Below are 14,481 nucleotides of genomic sequence, written 5' to 3'. Positions count from 1 at the left end.
TCAGCCCGTAACTGCGCTCAGGGCGCGTGCCTCGATGTTTGCCCTGGCCTTTTCCGACTGCTTCCTGATCCAGGCGTAGAAGGTGGCAAAGCCTTCGCCGGTGCGCGCCGAGATCGTCAACACCTCGATCTTCGGATTGACGCGGCGGGCATATTCGATCGTCTGCGCCAGATCGAAATCGACCGCCGGCGCGAGATCGATCTTGTTGATCAGCATCAGCGCGGAGGCCGCGAACATATCGGGGTACTTCAGCGGCTTGTCCTCGCCCTCGGTCGTCGAGAACACCACGACCTTGCAGGCCTCCCCGAGGTCGAAGGCCGCCGGGCACACCAGATTGCCCACATTCTCGATGAACAGGATGCCGCCGCGCAAAGACGGCAGCTTGCGATAGGCCTCATCCACCATTGCCGCATCAAGATGACAGCCCTTGCCGGTATTGACCTGGACTGCCGGCACGCCGGTCGCACGGATGCGCTCGGCATCGTTGGAGGTCTGCTGATCGCCTTCGATGACGGCAACGGGCCGGCTCTGCTTCAGCTCGGAGACCGCGCGGACCAGCAGCGTGGTCTTGCCCGCCCCCGGGCTGGAAACGAAATTGAAGGCGAGTACCTCGTCGGCGGCAAAGCGGGCGCGATTATCGGAAGCGATGCCGTTGTTCTTGCCGAGAATGTCGCGCTCGATCTGAATGATGCGCGATGAGGAGAGACCCGCGATCTCCTGACCGGCCGGATTGGCGGCGCAGTCGATACGGTCGGCATCGCTGTGGTCATGATGATGATGGTCATCGTGAGCGTGATCATGGTGATGATGGCCGTGCCCGTGGTGGTGATGGTGGCCGTGATCACCATGGTCGTGGTCGTGATCATGTACATGATCACCATGGTGATGGTGGCCATGGGAATGATCATGATCGCCGTGATGATGGTGCCGGTCATCTCCGGCCTCGATGGAAGCCTTGCCCTCACTGCAGCCGCAAACCGTGCACATCACTCGACCTCCAATTCCCTGACCCGCATGTCTTCGCCGCCAGTGACCTGCAGCTGATAGCTGCCGCAGGACGGGCACGGTTCATAGCGCTGGGCGATCTCGACGCTTTGCGAGCAGTTGAGACACCAAGCAGTTCCAGGCTGCGCGATGATCTCGAGCGCGGCACCTTGCGCCACCGTCCGCGCAGTGACCGCTTCGAAGCAGAAACGCAATGCCTCCGGCGCGACATGACTGAGCGCCCCGATTTCGAGCCACACCGTCTTGACCTTCGAGAACGCGCCTTTGCGCGCCTCCTGCTCGACGATCTCAACGATGCCTTGGCACAGGGCCATCTCATGCATCGGCCAGCTCCCTGATGTCGAGGCGAACGCCGACGCACGCGTCGAAGGCGCTGACCAGCGCTTCGACGGTGTTGCGGCCGCAGGTGGAGATCATGGCACCGGTCAAACGCCTCACCACTGGCCCGCGCGGATGGAAATTCCATTCGGTCGGCGCCAGGAATTCGCAGTGAACAAGCCGGCCGGCATCGTCGAGTTCGACGGCGTGATAGAGTCGGCCTCGGGCGCATTCGACCGCCGCGGCGCCACGCCCGACGCCGAGCGCATAGTTCTCGATGCTACCGCGCTCGAATGTCTCATCATCGCCCTGCCCGTCCTCCAGCCAACGCAGGAGTAGGACGATTTCGGAGACCTTGGCCTGCAGCCGTTCCACCAGCGTCCCGTGCGAAGCAACACAGGCACTCCGAGCGTAGCGGGCCCAGACCCCGGTTTCGGGCACGCTTCCCTCAAGATCGGGATGCTCGGCGAACGAAGCGCCTTCGTCCAGCAGACGCGTCACGACGCCGAGATCGTTGTCCGCCGACAAGTAGCCTCGATCCGCGGGCATGTCCTGGTTCCATTCCCGGCTATGGGCGGCCGTCATGATCGATGCCAGCGGACGTCCCGGAACGATCCCCTCCGGCTCAAAGCATAAGCCGAGCGCCGCCAGCCCGCTCTTGATCTGTGACAAGGTTTCGACGCGAGCGCCATCTGCCGTTTCCACGACGAGAGACGACGCTGCCTGCAGCAGCGTACGGACCGCCGCGGCCATACGCCGGTCCTGCGCGAGACATTCCATCAGCAAACCGCGCAGCAGTTCGGCAAGCCGCTCGGCGAGGACGGCGTTGAGGCGGCGTTGGCGCGCCGGCGGGGCGAGATCGTGTCCTTGTGCTGCGTCCAGCGCGGAGAGAAATGCCACCTGATGCGCGGCAGCACACAATGAAAACAAACGCGGCAACGCCGCCAAGGCGATTTCCGCGGGCTTGGCTGCGAAAAGCCGGCCCAAAGGCGGGCGCGTTCTCGGCCCGATGTCGACCGCGGCGATCCGGCCGTCGGCGATCGACAGCGTCAGATCGATCTGATCGCGGACACCCAGGCTCACGGACGCCGCTCCGTCAACGTGCCACGGAGAAAGGCGCGGCGGTCGATCGCGCTCGCTTTCGGCTCGACGGCGGCCGGCGACCGCTCGTCACTGCTCATCATCAATTCGACCAGCGCCGCATGCGCCGCGGCACGTGCCGCGTCCATATCGGCGAACTCGAACATCGGCGAGAACAGCGAACAGCTCGCGATGAGCCCCAGCGGCGGGATTTCACTGACCGTGAACGGGATCGTGCCTGCGGGAAAGCTTATCTGCAGGACTGTGCCGGGAGGATCCACGGCGAGCCCGTCAGCAGGCGTGACCACATTCAAGAACCAGGGCGTGACGATGATGCCGACAATGTTGTCTTGTATCCGCTGGAATCCGATCGCCTCCACATCGAGCGCATCGTGATAGATCGGCAGCTCGCGCATGCTGCGCGCGCCGATGTCGCGATAGGCTGCAGCAAGGCGTTCGCCCCATGCGACCGGATCGTCAAGGGGAGCCCACCCTGGCTGTACCGCGACCGCGCTCATGACTCGACCGCCATGAATTTCGATTTCGGCGCGTCGCAGGTCGGACAGCGCCAGTCCTCCGGCAAGGCTGAGAATGGCGTGCCGGCGGGAATCTGCGCCACCGCATCGCCCTGCGCCGGATCATAGTGGGTCCAGCAGATGCCGCATTCCATGCTGACGTCGTCGGCGAGGCCGCTGGGAATGCCGAAATTCTCGAAGCCGCTCATGTGAAATAGGCCTCGATGATCTCCTTCAGCCGCTCGGCCGAATCCTCGAAATCCTCGTCAGCCGCAAGCGCCACCACCGGCACGCCGCCAACCTCCAGCGTGTCGAGGATGATCGTGTCCATCGCGTTGAAGAATTGCACAGACCACACATTGCGCACCCCGGTCGCCAGCACGCGGCAGGTCCCGTAACCGCGCGACACCAGCTGGATCGGCCCGTTCTTCAACGTGTCCTGCAGAAAACCCATGTCGGCCGGGCTCATCGGCAGCAGCGTAAAATTGATGGTCTGCGTGCGCATGCCGGGCTTCCAGGCGAGCGCACGCTCATGGATTTCGGCAAGCACCGGCAGCGCATTCATGATGCCCTCGGGCGGCGTCCCGATCTGAAAATCCGGCGCGGTCAGATCGGCCGCCGCGCGGGTCACGATTTCCGGCACCGGGCCGATCTCGATGTAGTCGAGCTGGCCATCCGCCTCAAAGCGCACGCGCCAGACTCCGGCCAGCACCGATTCCTGGATCTGCGCCAGCGATCCGTCGGGCAAAGCGACCAGACCGGCCACCTCGCCCTCGCCCAGCACGTCGTCGATCAGCTGCCGTTCCAGATCGTTGAGGCCTGCGAGCCGGAACAACTGGGTCGGTGCATCGCTGGTCTGGCGCGCAAGGCTTTCGGCGACCTGCGACAGCAGCGTGATCGCGTTCGGGCAGCTGCGTGCAAGCTCGGCGCTATCCAAGGTCGCAAGCTTCGCGAGCGCCCCCGCTGCGGTCAGGCCCTTATGCGTCGCATCCAGGCTCTCTTCCCCGATCGGAAAGATGTTGACCGGCTGCTCGGCCCCTTCCGGGGCAATCCAGAAACCTGCTTTCATCGCTCGGCACCTTGCGCGCTGTGGGTGGGAATGATGCTGGCGACGACGGTCGCCACGCCGGATGTCGGCCGGTCGATCAACCGCGAGATGCGCTCGACATAAACGGACCAGTCCTGAATCTTGGCGATCAGACCGAGCGTCGCGCCGCCGCGGCAGAAGATCAGGCTCGGTTGCACCCGCACGCCAAAGCGCTCGCCCAGCGCAGCCTCCGCGTCGCGCGCGATGACGGCTCCTTGCAGCCGGCCCTGAAACGCCGTGATCAGTTCGGGGAGCACGATGGCAACGTCGAGCGCTTCGGGGAAGCGCGCCGGATCGCCCGCGGACAACAGGACCGCGACGCTCCCAGCCCGATCGGTTGCGGCAAGAAATTCATCAATATTCGCGCCATCGACTTCGGGCAGCCCGCCTCGCCCGAGCCCACTCCGCCCATGCGCGCGACCGCGCTCCTGAAACTCCATTCGGCGCTCCTTCCTGTCCAGTTTCTCGTTGCCTCCCCAGCGGGTTAGCAATCGATGTGCCAGAGCGGCCCGATCGCGACGGACGCTCTAACCTATTGAAAATGAGAATAATTTCTATTGATCTGTCTCAAACCTTGCCAGCCGGAAAGCAGATTTCCGTATCGGACTGGAAAGATAATTTCCATATCGGACACTAAGTTACCGGCTGACGGCCAGCTATCGCAGATGCTCGGGCAATTCCGGCTCGCGATCGACCAGATCGGCGAAGAAGCGGTCGCAATCCTCGCCATTGAGCGCCGCCTGCAGCCCCTCGATGGCGTCGCCGATCAAGCGGGCCTCTTCGTCGCCGAGCAGGCGGACGGCATTGTCCAGATAGACCAGCACCTTCGCGCCGACCGGCGGATCGGACAGCAGCAGCACCGAGACCCGCCGCAGCTCATCGGCGTAGCGGCAGAGCGCCGACGTGCCGTCAGTCTCGACAATGGTCATCGGCAGGCCCAGGCACATCGCTATGTTCTCCAACGGCGAGCGACTCAAGCCGAGCGCGCCCGCATCTCGTAATTCTGATGGTCGATATCGTTCGCGAGCAGCCGCTCGGCCGGCACAAGCGGCTCAGTGCGCGCGACCGCCGGCGCGCCCCACTGCGCCAGCAACTCGCAGGCGAGCTGGATCGCCGGCTCGATCTGCGCCCGCACCGGCTCCGTCAGCGGCCCGCCCCAATCTTCCAGGTCGAGCGGCTGGCAGCCGATCAAGGCCAGACGCTTCGGATAGCGGCCGAGCAGGTCGGCCGCGCTCAGGACCTCCTGAAATCCGGTCTGATGCAGGCTCATCTTCTTGGCACCGGTGAAGCGCGGCACCTCGTCGTCGCGGACCAGCTTCAATTCACCCGGCGTAAGACCGTAATCGATCGCATCGAACACGATGAGACTGTCGGCCTCCTCGACATAGTTCACGAGATAGAGACCCTGGGTGCCGCCATCGAGAATGGTGACGTTGTCGGGAACGGCGTAGCGGCGGTGGAATTCCTCCACCACCCGCACGCCGAAGCCTTCATCCGCCCAGAGGATATTGCCGATCCCCAGCACCAGGATCCGCTCCTGCCTGGCCTCACTCATATCGAAGCCCTTATTTGCGGAATTGCCGCTCGCCGGAGATCATCGACGAGACGATGCTCTGGCGCGACATGATGTCTTCGCGGATCGCGGCGTAGATATGCACCGTCACGAACATGACGAGCGCCCACATGCCGAGATGGTGCCAAGTGTGGACATCCTGGCTGTTCGGCCAGATCACAAATACCCAGCCGAACAGCTTGTGCTGCCAGCTGTCGATGCCCGTGCCTTCCGAATAGAGCGCAAAGCCGGTGATGATCATGAAGGCCACGAACAGCGTGAAGCCCGTGAACATCGCGGTCTGCGCCAGCGGATTGTGGCCGACATACATTTTCGGCTCGCGCTCCAGGAACGCGTACCAGCGGATCTCGTGCAGCACTTCCTTCCAGAACTGCAGGCGGTGGACCGGCAAGTAGAAGATCTGCCGGGAGTGATGATTGCCGACAAAGGCCCACAGGATGCGGGCGAGGAAGAACACCGCCAGCACCTGCCCCGCCGCGAAATGCGTGAAGCGGATATAGCCCATCACGAAATGAGCCGAAGCCTCGCCGCCGACCGAGGGCAACGGCGTTCCGATCAAATAGCCGGTGACCATCAGCACGACGATCGCGAGAGCGTTCACCCAATGGCAGATGCGCACCGGCGCTTCATAGACATAGACAGTGGGGCGGCCGATCGCATGCTCACCGGCAGCGTCGGCCGCGATCGCGGCAAGGTTCTGTTCGGACTCCGCCGGACGTGCAACTGCATCCATCATGGCACCGCTCCCACGTTATCGCACCTTGACGGTGGCCAGCTCCTGGCCGTCCGGACTCATCACATGGGTCGAGCATGCCAGGCACGGATCGAAGGAATGGATCGTGCGGAGAATCTCCAACGGCTTCTCGGGATCCGCCATCGGCGTATCCATCAGCGATGCTTCGAAGGCGCCGATATTGCCCTTGGGATCGCGCGGCGAGCCGTTCCAGGTGGTCGGCACCACGCACTGGTAGTTGTCGATCTTGGTATCCTTGATCTTGATCCAGTGCGCGAGCGCGCCGCGCGGCGCCTCGGTGAAGCCGAAGCCCTTGGCTTCCTTCGGCCAGCTCTCCGGCTTCCACTTGTCGACATTGGCGGTCGAGGAATCGCCGGCCTTGATGCGACCCACCAGCTTGTCCTGGAAATAGCGCATCTGCCGCGCCGCCCATTGGCACTCCAGCGCGCGCGCCGCTGTGCGGCCGAGCGTCGAGAACAGCGCCGTGACCGGCAGGTTCAGATCCTTCAAGAACTTCTCGGTCGGCTCCTTAAACTCCGGCTTGCCTTGGGCATAGCCGACGATGTAGCGCGCGAGCGGCCCGACCTCGACCGCATTGCCGCGCCAACGCGGCGCCTTGATCCAGGAATATTTGCCGCCTTCGTCGAGCTCCTTGATGTCGGTCTTGGTGCCCTTGGCGTTCGGCCCGAGCTGGTAGTTGGGCTCGGTGACGCCATCCCAGGGATGGAGGCCCTTGGTCTCGTCAGGGTATTTGTACCAGGAGTGGGTCACGAACTCCTGGATCTGCTCGGGATCGGCGTGGTCGATCGGCAGCACCTCGTTGAGATTGCCATTGAGAATGACGCCACGCGGCAGCTTGAGGTTCTTGGCCGAATAGTCGTTGGCGTTTTCCGGGATGTCGCCATAGGCCATCACGCTCTTGCCCGAGAGCCCGCCGCCATAGAGCCAGTCCTTGTAGAACGAGCCGATCGCGGCGACATCCGGCAGATAGACCTGCTCGGTGAACTCGATGCAGCGGTCGATGATGGAGGAGACGAGGTTCAGCCGCTCCATGTTGATGGCGCCGACCGCGCCGGTGCCGTCGACATTGATCGCGCAGGGCACGCCCCCGACCAACCAGTTCGGATGCGGATTCTTGCCGCCATAGATGGTGTGGACCTTGACGATCTCCTTCTGGAAGTCGAGCGCTTCCAGATAATGCGCCACCGCCATCAGGTTGGCTTCGGGCGGCAGCTTGTAGGCCGCATGGCCCCAATAGGCGTTCTTGAACGGACCCAGCTGACCGGACTCGACGAACTTGGTCAGGCGGATCTGCAGGTCCTTGAAATAGCCGGGCGAAGACAGCGGCCAATCGGAAATCGACTGCGCCAGCGCCGAGGTCGCCTTCGGGTCCGCCTTCAGCGCGGAGACCACGTCGACCCAGTCGAGCGCGTGCAGATGATAGAAATGCACGAGGTGGTCATGCACCTGCAGGCAGAGCTGCATGATGTTGCGGATCGAGTTGGCGTTCTCGGGGATCGAGATGCCGAGCGCGTTCTCGACCGCGCGCACCGAAGTCAGCGCATGGGTTCCGGTGCAGACGCCGCAGATCCGCTCGGTGAAGGCCCAGGCGTCGCGCGGATCGCGGTTGCGCAGGATGGTCTCGATGCCGCGCCACATCGTGCCGGTCGAAACCGCGTTGCGGATCACGTTGTCGGAGTCGACGTTGACCTCGACGCGGAGATGCCCCTCGATCCGGGTCAAGGGATCGACAACGATCCGCTTGCCGGAATTGTCGAGATTGAACCCATTGGGTGTCTGAATGCCCATCGTTACCTACCCTGAAGAGAATTAGTTGTCCTGGCCGGCGTTTTCTTTGGTGTCCTCGCGCTTGCCCGCGAGCCGCTTCACCGCTGTGGCCGCCGCATGCGCGGCAACCGCAACGCCAACCGCGCCGGCCGCAACCATGCCGACCTGGTCCGCATTGTGCTCGATGCCGAACTGATTGATCGTGGTCAGGCGATCGTAGAACGAGCCCTTGTCCCAGAAACCGTCCTCCGAGCAGCCGATGCAGCCATGGCCGGATTGGATCGGGAACGAAACGCCGCCGTTCCAGCGTACCGTCGAACAGGCGTTGTAGGTGGTCGGGCCCTTGCAGCCCATCTTGTAGAGGCAGAAGCCCTTGCGAGCGTTCTCGTCGTCCCATTCCTCAACGAACTGGCCGGCATCGAAATGCGGTCGGCGGTAGCACTTGTCGTGGATGCGCTGCGAATAGAACATCTTCGGCCGCCCCTGGCGGTCGAGCTCGGGCAGCCTGCCGAAGGTCGTGATGAACGTGATGACGCCGGTCATCACTTCCGCAATCGGCGGACAGCCCGGCACCTTGATGATCGGCTTGTTGGTGATGACCTTATCGATCGGGGTGGCTTGGGTGGGATTGGGTTTTGCGGCCTGCACGCAGCCCCACGAGGCGCAGGCGCCCCAGGCGATGATGGCCATGGCATCTTCCGCCATCATCTTCAGCTTCTCGACGAACGGCTTGCCGCCGTCGATGCAGAACATGCCACCTTCGTTGAGCGGCGGGTTGCCTTCGACCGCGAGCACATATTGACCTTTGTACTTGGCGCGAGTCTCTTCGAGAATCTCTTCGGCCTGATGGCCGGCGGCCGCCATAATCGTGTCGTCATAGTCGAGCGAGATCATCGACAGCACGGCATCCTTCACCAGCGGATGCGCGGAACGGATGAAGCTCTCCGAGCAGCAGGTGCATTCGAGCCCATGCATCCAGATCACGGGGATGCGCGGCTTGGTTTCCAGCGCGTTCGCAATGCGGCTTGCCGCGAGCGGGCCGAGTCCAAGGCTCGTTGCCGTCAGACTGCAGAACTTATGAAAGCTGCGTCGCGTAATGCCCTGACGCCTGATCACGCTGTAAAAGGTTTCCGTTGCCGCGCCCATGAGCCCTCCCTGGAATAATCGCGTTGGCGACCGAAACTGGTCGCGATCGTTCGAAGGCGGACAGCAAGAAGCAGGCCAGGATTGGCTGCTATTTAAAATCAGAATGATTCCAAGCAGTTGAAAACGTGCTGCAGTTTCGGGCGTGAGCGTATGGGCGCGAGATCAAGAGAAAGCGGAAACAACGGACTTTACAGTCGATAACGAAGTTTCCGGCGCCCTGATCGACGCCTCGCGATGCAGCAACGTCAATGCGCGGTGCACACCATGCAGGGATCGAACGAGCGCACCACGTGCTGAATCGTCACGGCGCGCGCACCGGCCGCGCCGACTTCCGTCCCGACCAGCGCCTGCTCGAGCGGTCCGGCCACACCATCCGCATCGCGCGGCGAGAAGTTCCAGCTAGTCGGCGCGATGATCTGATAGCGCGCGATCTGACCGTCGCGGACCGCAAGCCAGTGGCCAAGACTGCCACGCGCCGCTTCGACCAGACCGGTACAGCAACCATCCGGGATCTCGCGGGCGCTGACGCAGAATGGCTCGTTGAGGCGCAGCGCCTTGATCCAAGTCTCGATCGCGATCGCCAGACGCGCCGTCTCAATCAGGCGTGCAACGACACGGTTGCGGACATTGCTGCCGCTCTCGGCGACCAGCGCTGCGATCAGCGTTTGACCATCGACGGCCTGTCGCGCCAGCGCACCGACCTCGACTGGCTGGCCGGCAAGCCGCGGCGCCTTGCACCAGCTATAGGCGTCCGGCCTGTCGGCATCAGGCACGCTCGAGCTCTCCGCCGGATCTGGCGATGTGTCGCGCATCCAGGCGTGCGAGACATCTTCGGTGATCTGATCGAGCGGCAGCGCTCCAACCAGCGCTGACGAGCTGAGGACGCCCGCGCTGAAATATGTGCCCTCATGATGATAGGCACCAAAGCTCATCAGGCGCCCGATGCCGTTGCCGAGATCGGCGAGCGCAAGCCCATCGGCAATCCGCAGGAAATGCGCGAAATCACCGCTACGGCCTGCGCGCCAGCGATCGAGTTCGCTGGGGCTGGAGATGGCCAGCACATTCTCCAGCGTGTCGGCGAACACCACGCGCTCGAGAAAGCCGCGAAACGCCGCGGCGATCGCGGTCAGCCGGATGCGCTCGCCAAGCTCGATCGCGCGTGTCGTGCCGCCCGGCTGGAAGGCCAGGCTGTGCGGCCATTTGCCGGCGATCACGCCCATGATCTCCAACAGCCGCGCGCGGGCGGGCAGCGCCTCGCGCGCCGCGCTGCCGTGCGTCGCCTTGAAGCGCTCTACTGCCGCAGCGTGCCACGCTTGCGCGGCATAGGCTTCACGCGCAAAGTCCGGCATGAAGAACACATAGAAATGCGTCAGATGATCGGCCGCATTCTCGGCTGCATGCGCAATATTGGTCGCGAGCAGGCCGTTGGGCGCCGCCTCGAGCGCCATTGCAGCCCGCAAAGCGCTTGCTGCGGCAATCGACTGCGAGACCGAGCAGATGCCGCAGATGCGCGGCGCAATCACCAGCGCGTCGAGCGGCGGACGTCCCTCCAGGATCTGTTCGAAACCGCGATAGAGCGGGGCCGTCACCTCGGCCCGCGCCACGCGCCCGTCCGCGATGTCGAGCCGAACCTCGAGGTCACCCTCGACGCGATTGAACGGACCGACCGTGATCCGGGTCATGGCGCGCGTTTGCCGCTGGTCCGGCTCGGCGGCACCACGACGTGGTCCGACGTCGCGTTCACCCGCACCCGCCGCGGAGTTGCGGATTTCGACAGCGCCGCCAGCGCCACGAACCACGCCTTCGGCATGTCGGTCGGCAGCCCCACAGGTATGCCGGCGAGCTTTGCCGTCTCCAGATAATTCTGCGCCGTCTCGAAACCCGGTGAGGTGCAGGCGATACAGGCATAGCCGCCCTTGGTGCAGGAGCCACCGCCGTTCCAAGAGCGCTGATTGCAGTCGCCGACCGCCTGCGTTGCGCGGCAGCCGAGATGCTCCATCAGGCAGCCGCGCTCCGACATCGCCTCGGCGCTCGCCTTGAACTCATAGAATTCGTTGCGGGAGCAGCCATGATGCGCCAGATGGTTGGCGATGAATTTCGGCCGGCCATATCCGTCGAGATCGGAACCTGCGAGATCACCCGTACTGAGTGCCAACAGGGTTTCCATGATCCAGCCCGGATGCGGCGCGCATCCCGCGATATTGATGACCGGCAACCCTCGCCTCGACTTGAATCCAGCGCCGAGCGCGCCGCCGCTGTCCGTGCCCTCGAACTGCAGCCCGACCGCGTCGGTCGGATTGGAGCCGGCGGCCGGAATCCCGCCATAGGCGGCGCAGCTACCGACCGCGACCACATAATCGGCCAGCGGCGCGAGCTCCGAGATCCAGTGAAAGATCGAGCGGTTGGTCCCGGCGAGCATGTTGAAGCGGCCGGTCAGGTTGGGCCCGCGCGCCACCGAACCTTCGAGCACCAGCAGATCGAGCCGTTCACGTCCGTCGCGCACGGCTTCCAAGAGGTCCAGCACTTCCTCGCCGGTCTGCTCGCTGACCGAAGGATGCCACAACAATTCGAGACCGGACTGCCGGAGTTCGTCGAACCAGCCAGAGGCGCCGCTCTCCAGGATCGACATGGTGCATCCGCCGCAGCTCGCTCCCTGCAGCCAGAGCATCCTGGCAGTCCGCTTCGCGACCATATCGAGCGTCCTTCGGCTCCACCAATGGAGCGCCGCCCACGTTTAACGCGGCTCTCGCGCGAACGCCAGCGCCGCTGGCGAAACACTGAGGGGGACCTCCGGACCGGTCCCTGCCCGCGTCAATGCCAGGGCGGGCCACTCCCCGCAACTGCAGGAAGTGATCCGACAGGCCCCGCGGTGGCCGATTACTTCGCCGAAGACGGATTATGAATTGATCCGGCCGAATATTCGGATTGATCAATGGTTAAGGTACTGTCGTCAAGGTTGTAGATGCTTGCTCCTTGCGCCGCTCTGTTTCCGACGAACCGGCTCTGTTTGATGGAGACAACCGTTGCCTCCAATTGCGAGGCGCGGCTGAGCAGGTAGATTGCGCCGCCGTCGTGCCGCGCCCGATTTGCCTTGAACTCGGACTGATCGAACGCAACGTGCGAACCATAGTCCTCATAGGTCGCTCCGCCGTCTTGCGCGGCCCGGTTGTCCAAGAACAATGACTTCCGGTGCGCGGCCTTCGAGCCTTCGCGATCGACGACGGCGCCGCCATAGCTTGCACGATTGCGCTGGAAGGTCGTGTCGGAGATCGACAAGGTGGCCTTGCCGAAAGTATAGATCGCACCGCCCTCCAAGGCCACGTTGTCCTCAAACCGGCAGTTCTGGATCGTCATCGTGAAGCCGATCGGATTGTCGTGAGGCCGGAAGGTCTTTCCAGCGTGGTAGGCGAGCAGGCCTCCACCCTTGCCGTTGTAGGTGAAACCGGTCGCATTGCCATCGCGCACCGTCAGCCGATCCAGCACGACGTCGTCGGCACCGTAGAGCACATGCGGATAGCGATAGCCTCCCCCCGCAGCCTTCGCAGTCAGCACCGTCTGCCGCCCAGACGTGGAACGTTGCTCCAAGGTCGTTTCAGAGCCTGCAAAGCCGCCATAGAGCTTCACGCCGTCATACAGGATGAAGGCCGCGATCCGGCCATCCCGCTTGGTCGGACGGTATGTGCCTGCCTTGATCCAGACCGGAAGTTTCGAGACCGACGCCAGCTCGACTGCCGCCTGAAGATCGGTCAACGCAGTCGCCCAGGAACGTCCATCCTTCGTCTTCGCCGAAGATCGCGGGACCACATAAATGGCCGCCCCCGAAACCGCCTCGCGGCTGATGCTCGGCCGCGTATATTCGTCGCGATATTCGACCGCGCCATTGTTCTTTTCATAAAGCGCGACCAGTTTTTCGATCAGGCCGTTTTTGAGCAGGATGGAGCCGTCCCAGCCTGCGCGATAGCCGCGCCCAGATCGCGGGGCGGACTGCAGATCGTTCGGCTGCAACTCCCCTTTCAAGTTGCTGATGGCCAAGAACGCGCGAAGCGCGATGGTCTTGCCGCGCGGTGCGATTGAGCCGATTTCCGCGACCACATCCTCGTGCCAGTTATAGATGTTGTCGACCATGCTGTTGACGAGGATGGGATTGCTGTTCCTACCCGTCCCCTGATAAAGGTCCGGCCCCAACTCGCTGCTCGCTTTGTTCCCGGCAATGGTCACGTTGACGAGCAATGGCGCCGATCCGCCGTCGTTGCCGATCGCTCCGGCGGTGATCGCGGAGTTGTCCTTGAAGAGAACGTTGAACAGCAGCGGCGAGGCGGCAAAATCGTTATAGAGACCGCCGCCCTTGTCCATGCTCTTATTGCCGATGAACCGGCAGTTGACGAAGTGCGGCATGGCGCCGAGATCGTTGCTCACGCCGCCGCCACGAAGCTCGGCGACATTATCGATGAAATCGACATTGATGAATGTCGCTTGGTCCGCGCCGGGTTTGTGGACGTTGTAGACGCCTCCGCCCTTCGGAGAATAATTGTTCTTGAAAACGGCGTTTCGAACGATCGGACTCGTCATGAAGTTGCGCATGCCGCCGCCGGCGACCATGTTGCCCTTGAGAATGTCGTCGGGCACGAGATGCATGCGGGCGGTATCGGTTGCGTAGGCATCCGAGACCGTGAAGCCGTCGAGGATCGCGCCATCGGCGCCCACCACGACGGTCCTGCTGTTCTTGATCTTGTCGCCTTTGCCGATGTTGCCGCTGAGTGTTGTCAGGTTCTTTCGAAAATCTCGCTCGCCCCGCGAGGTCTCCTTGCCGGTGAAGCCGCCGTACAAAGCGACGCCTTGTTTGAGTACAAAGGACTTCGATACGTCGTTGACATCCGGATAGTAAGTGCCGGCCGCCACCCAGATCTCATCACCCGTCGCGGCTGCGGATAAGGCATCCTGCAAAGATGCGAATGCCGCCTTCCAGCTCCGCCCATCACCCGGCGCCGCACTGTTCTGATTGACATACCAGACCTTGTCCGACTGAGGCGCGGCCCAGGCTGTCCCGACGAGCGCGAAAACTGCCGCAAATGCCGCCACTAAAAGTGCGTGAAAATTCTGTACCGTTCTTCTCATTTCATGAATCCATAGCGGCCACGGCTTCTCATGTCGTGGCCTCGAAAGAACCGATTCGGATCGCCTTATCAATACTCGGGGCGAGCTCGAAACGATCATTGATCCTCGTCAATATGGATTC

The 14,481-nt window shown here is 63.1% G+C and carries 15 protein-coding genes; all 15 read right to left on the bottom strand.

What is annotated here, in order from left to right; all coding sequences use genetic code 11:
* Complete coding sequence (hypB, locus tag QX071_RS11010) at positions 1-987, bottom strand: hydrogenase nickel incorporation protein HypB (RefSeq protein WP_315700797.1); 987 nt, start codon at positions 985-987, stop codon at positions 1-3.
* A complete protein-coding gene (gene hypA / locus QX071_RS11005; protein WP_315700798.1) occupies positions 987-1,328 on the bottom strand; it encodes a hydrogenase maturation nickel metallochaperone HypA in 342 nt (113 codons plus the stop codon). The genes hypB and hypA overlap by 1 nt, the downstream gene beginning before the upstream one ends.
* Positions 1,321-2,406, bottom strand: a complete 1,086-nt coding sequence (locus tag QX071_RS11000) for a hydrogenase assembly protein HupF (RefSeq protein WP_315700799.1) — start codon at positions 2,404-2,406, stop codon at positions 1,321-1,323. The genes hypA and QX071_RS11000 overlap by 8 nt, the downstream gene beginning before the upstream one ends.
* Positions 2,403-2,921 (bottom strand): [NiFe]-hydrogenase assembly chaperone HybE, encoded by a 519-nt coding sequence (hybE, locus tag QX071_RS10995; RefSeq protein WP_315700800.1) that lies wholly within the window; start codon positions 2,919-2,921, stop codon positions 2,403-2,405. The genes QX071_RS11000 and hybE overlap by 4 nt, the downstream gene beginning before the upstream one ends.
* A complete protein-coding gene (locus QX071_RS10990; protein ID WP_315700801.1) occupies positions 2,918-3,127 on the bottom strand; it encodes a rubredoxin in 210 nt (69 codons plus the stop codon). Before QX071_RS10990 ends, hybE begins: the two co-directional genes overlap by 4 nt.
* A complete protein-coding gene (locus QX071_RS10985; RefSeq protein WP_315700802.1) occupies positions 3,124-3,987 on the bottom strand; it encodes a hydrogenase expression/formation protein in 864 nt (287 codons plus the stop codon). The genes QX071_RS10990 and QX071_RS10985 overlap by 4 nt, the downstream gene beginning before the upstream one ends.
* A complete protein-coding gene (locus QX071_RS10980; RefSeq protein ID WP_315700803.1) occupies positions 3,984-4,445 on the bottom strand; it encodes a hydrogenase accessory protein in 462 nt (153 codons plus the stop codon). Before QX071_RS10980 ends, QX071_RS10985 begins: the two co-directional genes overlap by 4 nt.
* A gap of 216 nt (positions 4,446-4,661) precedes the next feature.
* Positions 4,662-4,952: a HypC/HybG/HupF family hydrogenase formation chaperone gene (locus tag QX071_RS10975; RefSeq protein WP_315700804.1), complete on the bottom strand. Its 291-nt coding sequence runs from the start codon at positions 4,950-4,952 to the stop codon at positions 4,662-4,664.
* A 26-nt stretch (positions 4,953-4,978) separates the two neighbouring features.
* Entirely contained in the window at positions 4,979-5,560 is a 582-nt protein-coding gene (locus QX071_RS10970; protein WP_315700805.1) for a HyaD/HybD family hydrogenase maturation endopeptidase, read from the bottom strand.
* A gap of 10 nt (positions 5,561-5,570) precedes the next feature.
* On the bottom strand, positions 5,571-6,314 hold the full coding sequence (gene cybH, locus QX071_RS10965) for a Ni/Fe-hydrogenase, b-type cytochrome subunit (protein ID WP_315700806.1): 744 nt from the start codon (positions 6,312-6,314) through the stop codon (positions 5,571-5,573).
* Between the two features lie 15 nt (positions 6,315-6,329).
* Positions 6,330-8,120 (bottom strand): nickel-dependent hydrogenase large subunit, encoded by a 1,791-nt coding sequence (locus QX071_RS10960; protein ID WP_315700807.1) that lies wholly within the window; start codon positions 8,118-8,120, stop codon positions 6,330-6,332.
* A 21-nt stretch (positions 8,121-8,141) separates the two neighbouring features.
* The gene (locus tag QX071_RS10955; RefSeq protein WP_315700808.1) at positions 8,142-9,245 is read right to left on the bottom strand and encodes a hydrogenase small subunit; all 1,104 of its coding nucleotides are present in this window, start codon (positions 9,243-9,245) and stop codon (positions 8,142-8,144) included.
* 245 nt (positions 9,246-9,490) lie between these two features.
* Positions 9,491-10,927, bottom strand: coding sequence for a nickel-dependent hydrogenase large subunit (locus tag QX071_RS10950; protein WP_315700809.1), 1,437 nt, complete (start codon positions 10,925-10,927; stop codon positions 9,491-9,493).
* The gene (locus QX071_RS10945; protein WP_315700810.1) at positions 10,924-11,937 is read right to left on the bottom strand and encodes a HupU protein; all 1,014 of its coding nucleotides are present in this window, start codon (positions 11,935-11,937) and stop codon (positions 10,924-10,926) included. Before QX071_RS10945 ends, QX071_RS10950 begins: the two co-directional genes overlap by 4 nt.
* A 185-nt stretch (positions 11,938-12,122) precedes the next feature.
* Positions 12,123-14,459: a DUF1565 domain-containing protein gene (locus QX071_RS10940; protein ID WP_315700811.1), complete on the bottom strand. Its 2,337-nt coding sequence runs from the start codon at positions 14,457-14,459 to the stop codon at positions 12,123-12,125.
* Positions 14,460-14,481 lie beyond the last annotated feature (22 nt).

It is taken from the genome of Bradyrhizobium sp. SZCCHNS1022 (assembly GCF_032484835.1).
Taxonomy (GTDB): Bacteria; Pseudomonadota; Alphaproteobacteria; order Rhizobiales; family Xanthobacteraceae; genus Bradyrhizobium.
This window is presented reverse-complemented; position numbering and strand designations above follow the sequence as displayed.

What these genes read in the sequence shown, in the direction of transcription:
- QX071_RS10960 (WP_315700807.1), bottom strand. Translation starts at nt 8,120, where the DNA reads ATGGGCATTCAGACACCCAATGGGTTCAATCTCGACAATTCCGGCAAG.
- QX071_RS10970 (WP_315700805.1), bottom strand. Translation starts at nt 5,560, where the DNA reads ATGAGTGAGGCCAGGCAGGAGCGGATCCTGGTGCTGGGGATCGGCAAT.
- QX071_RS10955 (WP_315700808.1), bottom strand. Translation starts at nt 9,245, where the DNA reads ATGGGCGCGGCAACGGAAACCTTTTACAGCGTGATCAGGCGTCAGGGC.
- QX071_RS10985 (WP_315700802.1), bottom strand. Translation starts at nt 3,987, where the DNA reads ATGAAAGCAGGTTTCTGGATTGCCCCGGAAGGGGCCGAGCAGCCGGTC.
- QX071_RS10950 (WP_315700809.1), bottom strand. Translation starts at nt 10,927, where the DNA reads ATGACCCGGATCACGGTCGGTCCGTTCAATCGCGTCGAGGGTGACCTC.
- QX071_RS10975 (WP_315700804.1), bottom strand. Translation starts at nt 4,952, where the DNA reads ATGTGCCTGGGCCTGCCGATGACCATTGTCGAGACTGACGGCACGTCG.
- hypB (WP_315700797.1), bottom strand. Translation starts at nt 987, where the DNA reads ATGTGCACGGTTTGCGGCTGCAGTGAGGGCAAGGCTTCCATCGAGGCC.
- QX071_RS10990 (WP_315700801.1), bottom strand. Translation starts at nt 3,127, where the DNA reads ATGAGCGGCTTCGAGAATTTCGGCATTCCCAGCGGCCTCGCCGACGAC.
- cybH (WP_315700806.1), bottom strand. Translation starts at nt 6,314, where the DNA reads ATGATGGATGCAGTTGCACGTCCGGCGGAGTCCGAACAGAACCTTGCC.
- QX071_RS10945 (WP_315700810.1), bottom strand. Translation starts at nt 11,937, where the DNA reads ATGGTCGCGAAGCGGACTGCCAGGATGCTCTGGCTGCAGGGAGCGAGC.
- hypA (WP_315700798.1), bottom strand. Translation starts at nt 1,328, where the DNA reads ATGCATGAGATGGCCCTGTGCCAAGGCATCGTTGAGATCGTCGAGCAG.
- hybE (WP_315700800.1), bottom strand. Translation starts at nt 2,921, where the DNA reads ATGAGCGCGGTCGCGGTACAGCCAGGGTGGGCTCCCCTTGACGATCCG.
- QX071_RS10940 (WP_315700811.1), bottom strand. Translation starts at nt 14,459, where the DNA reads ATGATCGTTTCGAGCTCGCCCCGAGTATTGATAAGGCGATCCGAATCG.
- QX071_RS10980 (WP_315700803.1), bottom strand. Translation starts at nt 4,445, where the DNA reads ATGGAGTTTCAGGAGCGCGGTCGCGCGCATGGGCGGAGTGGGCTCGGG.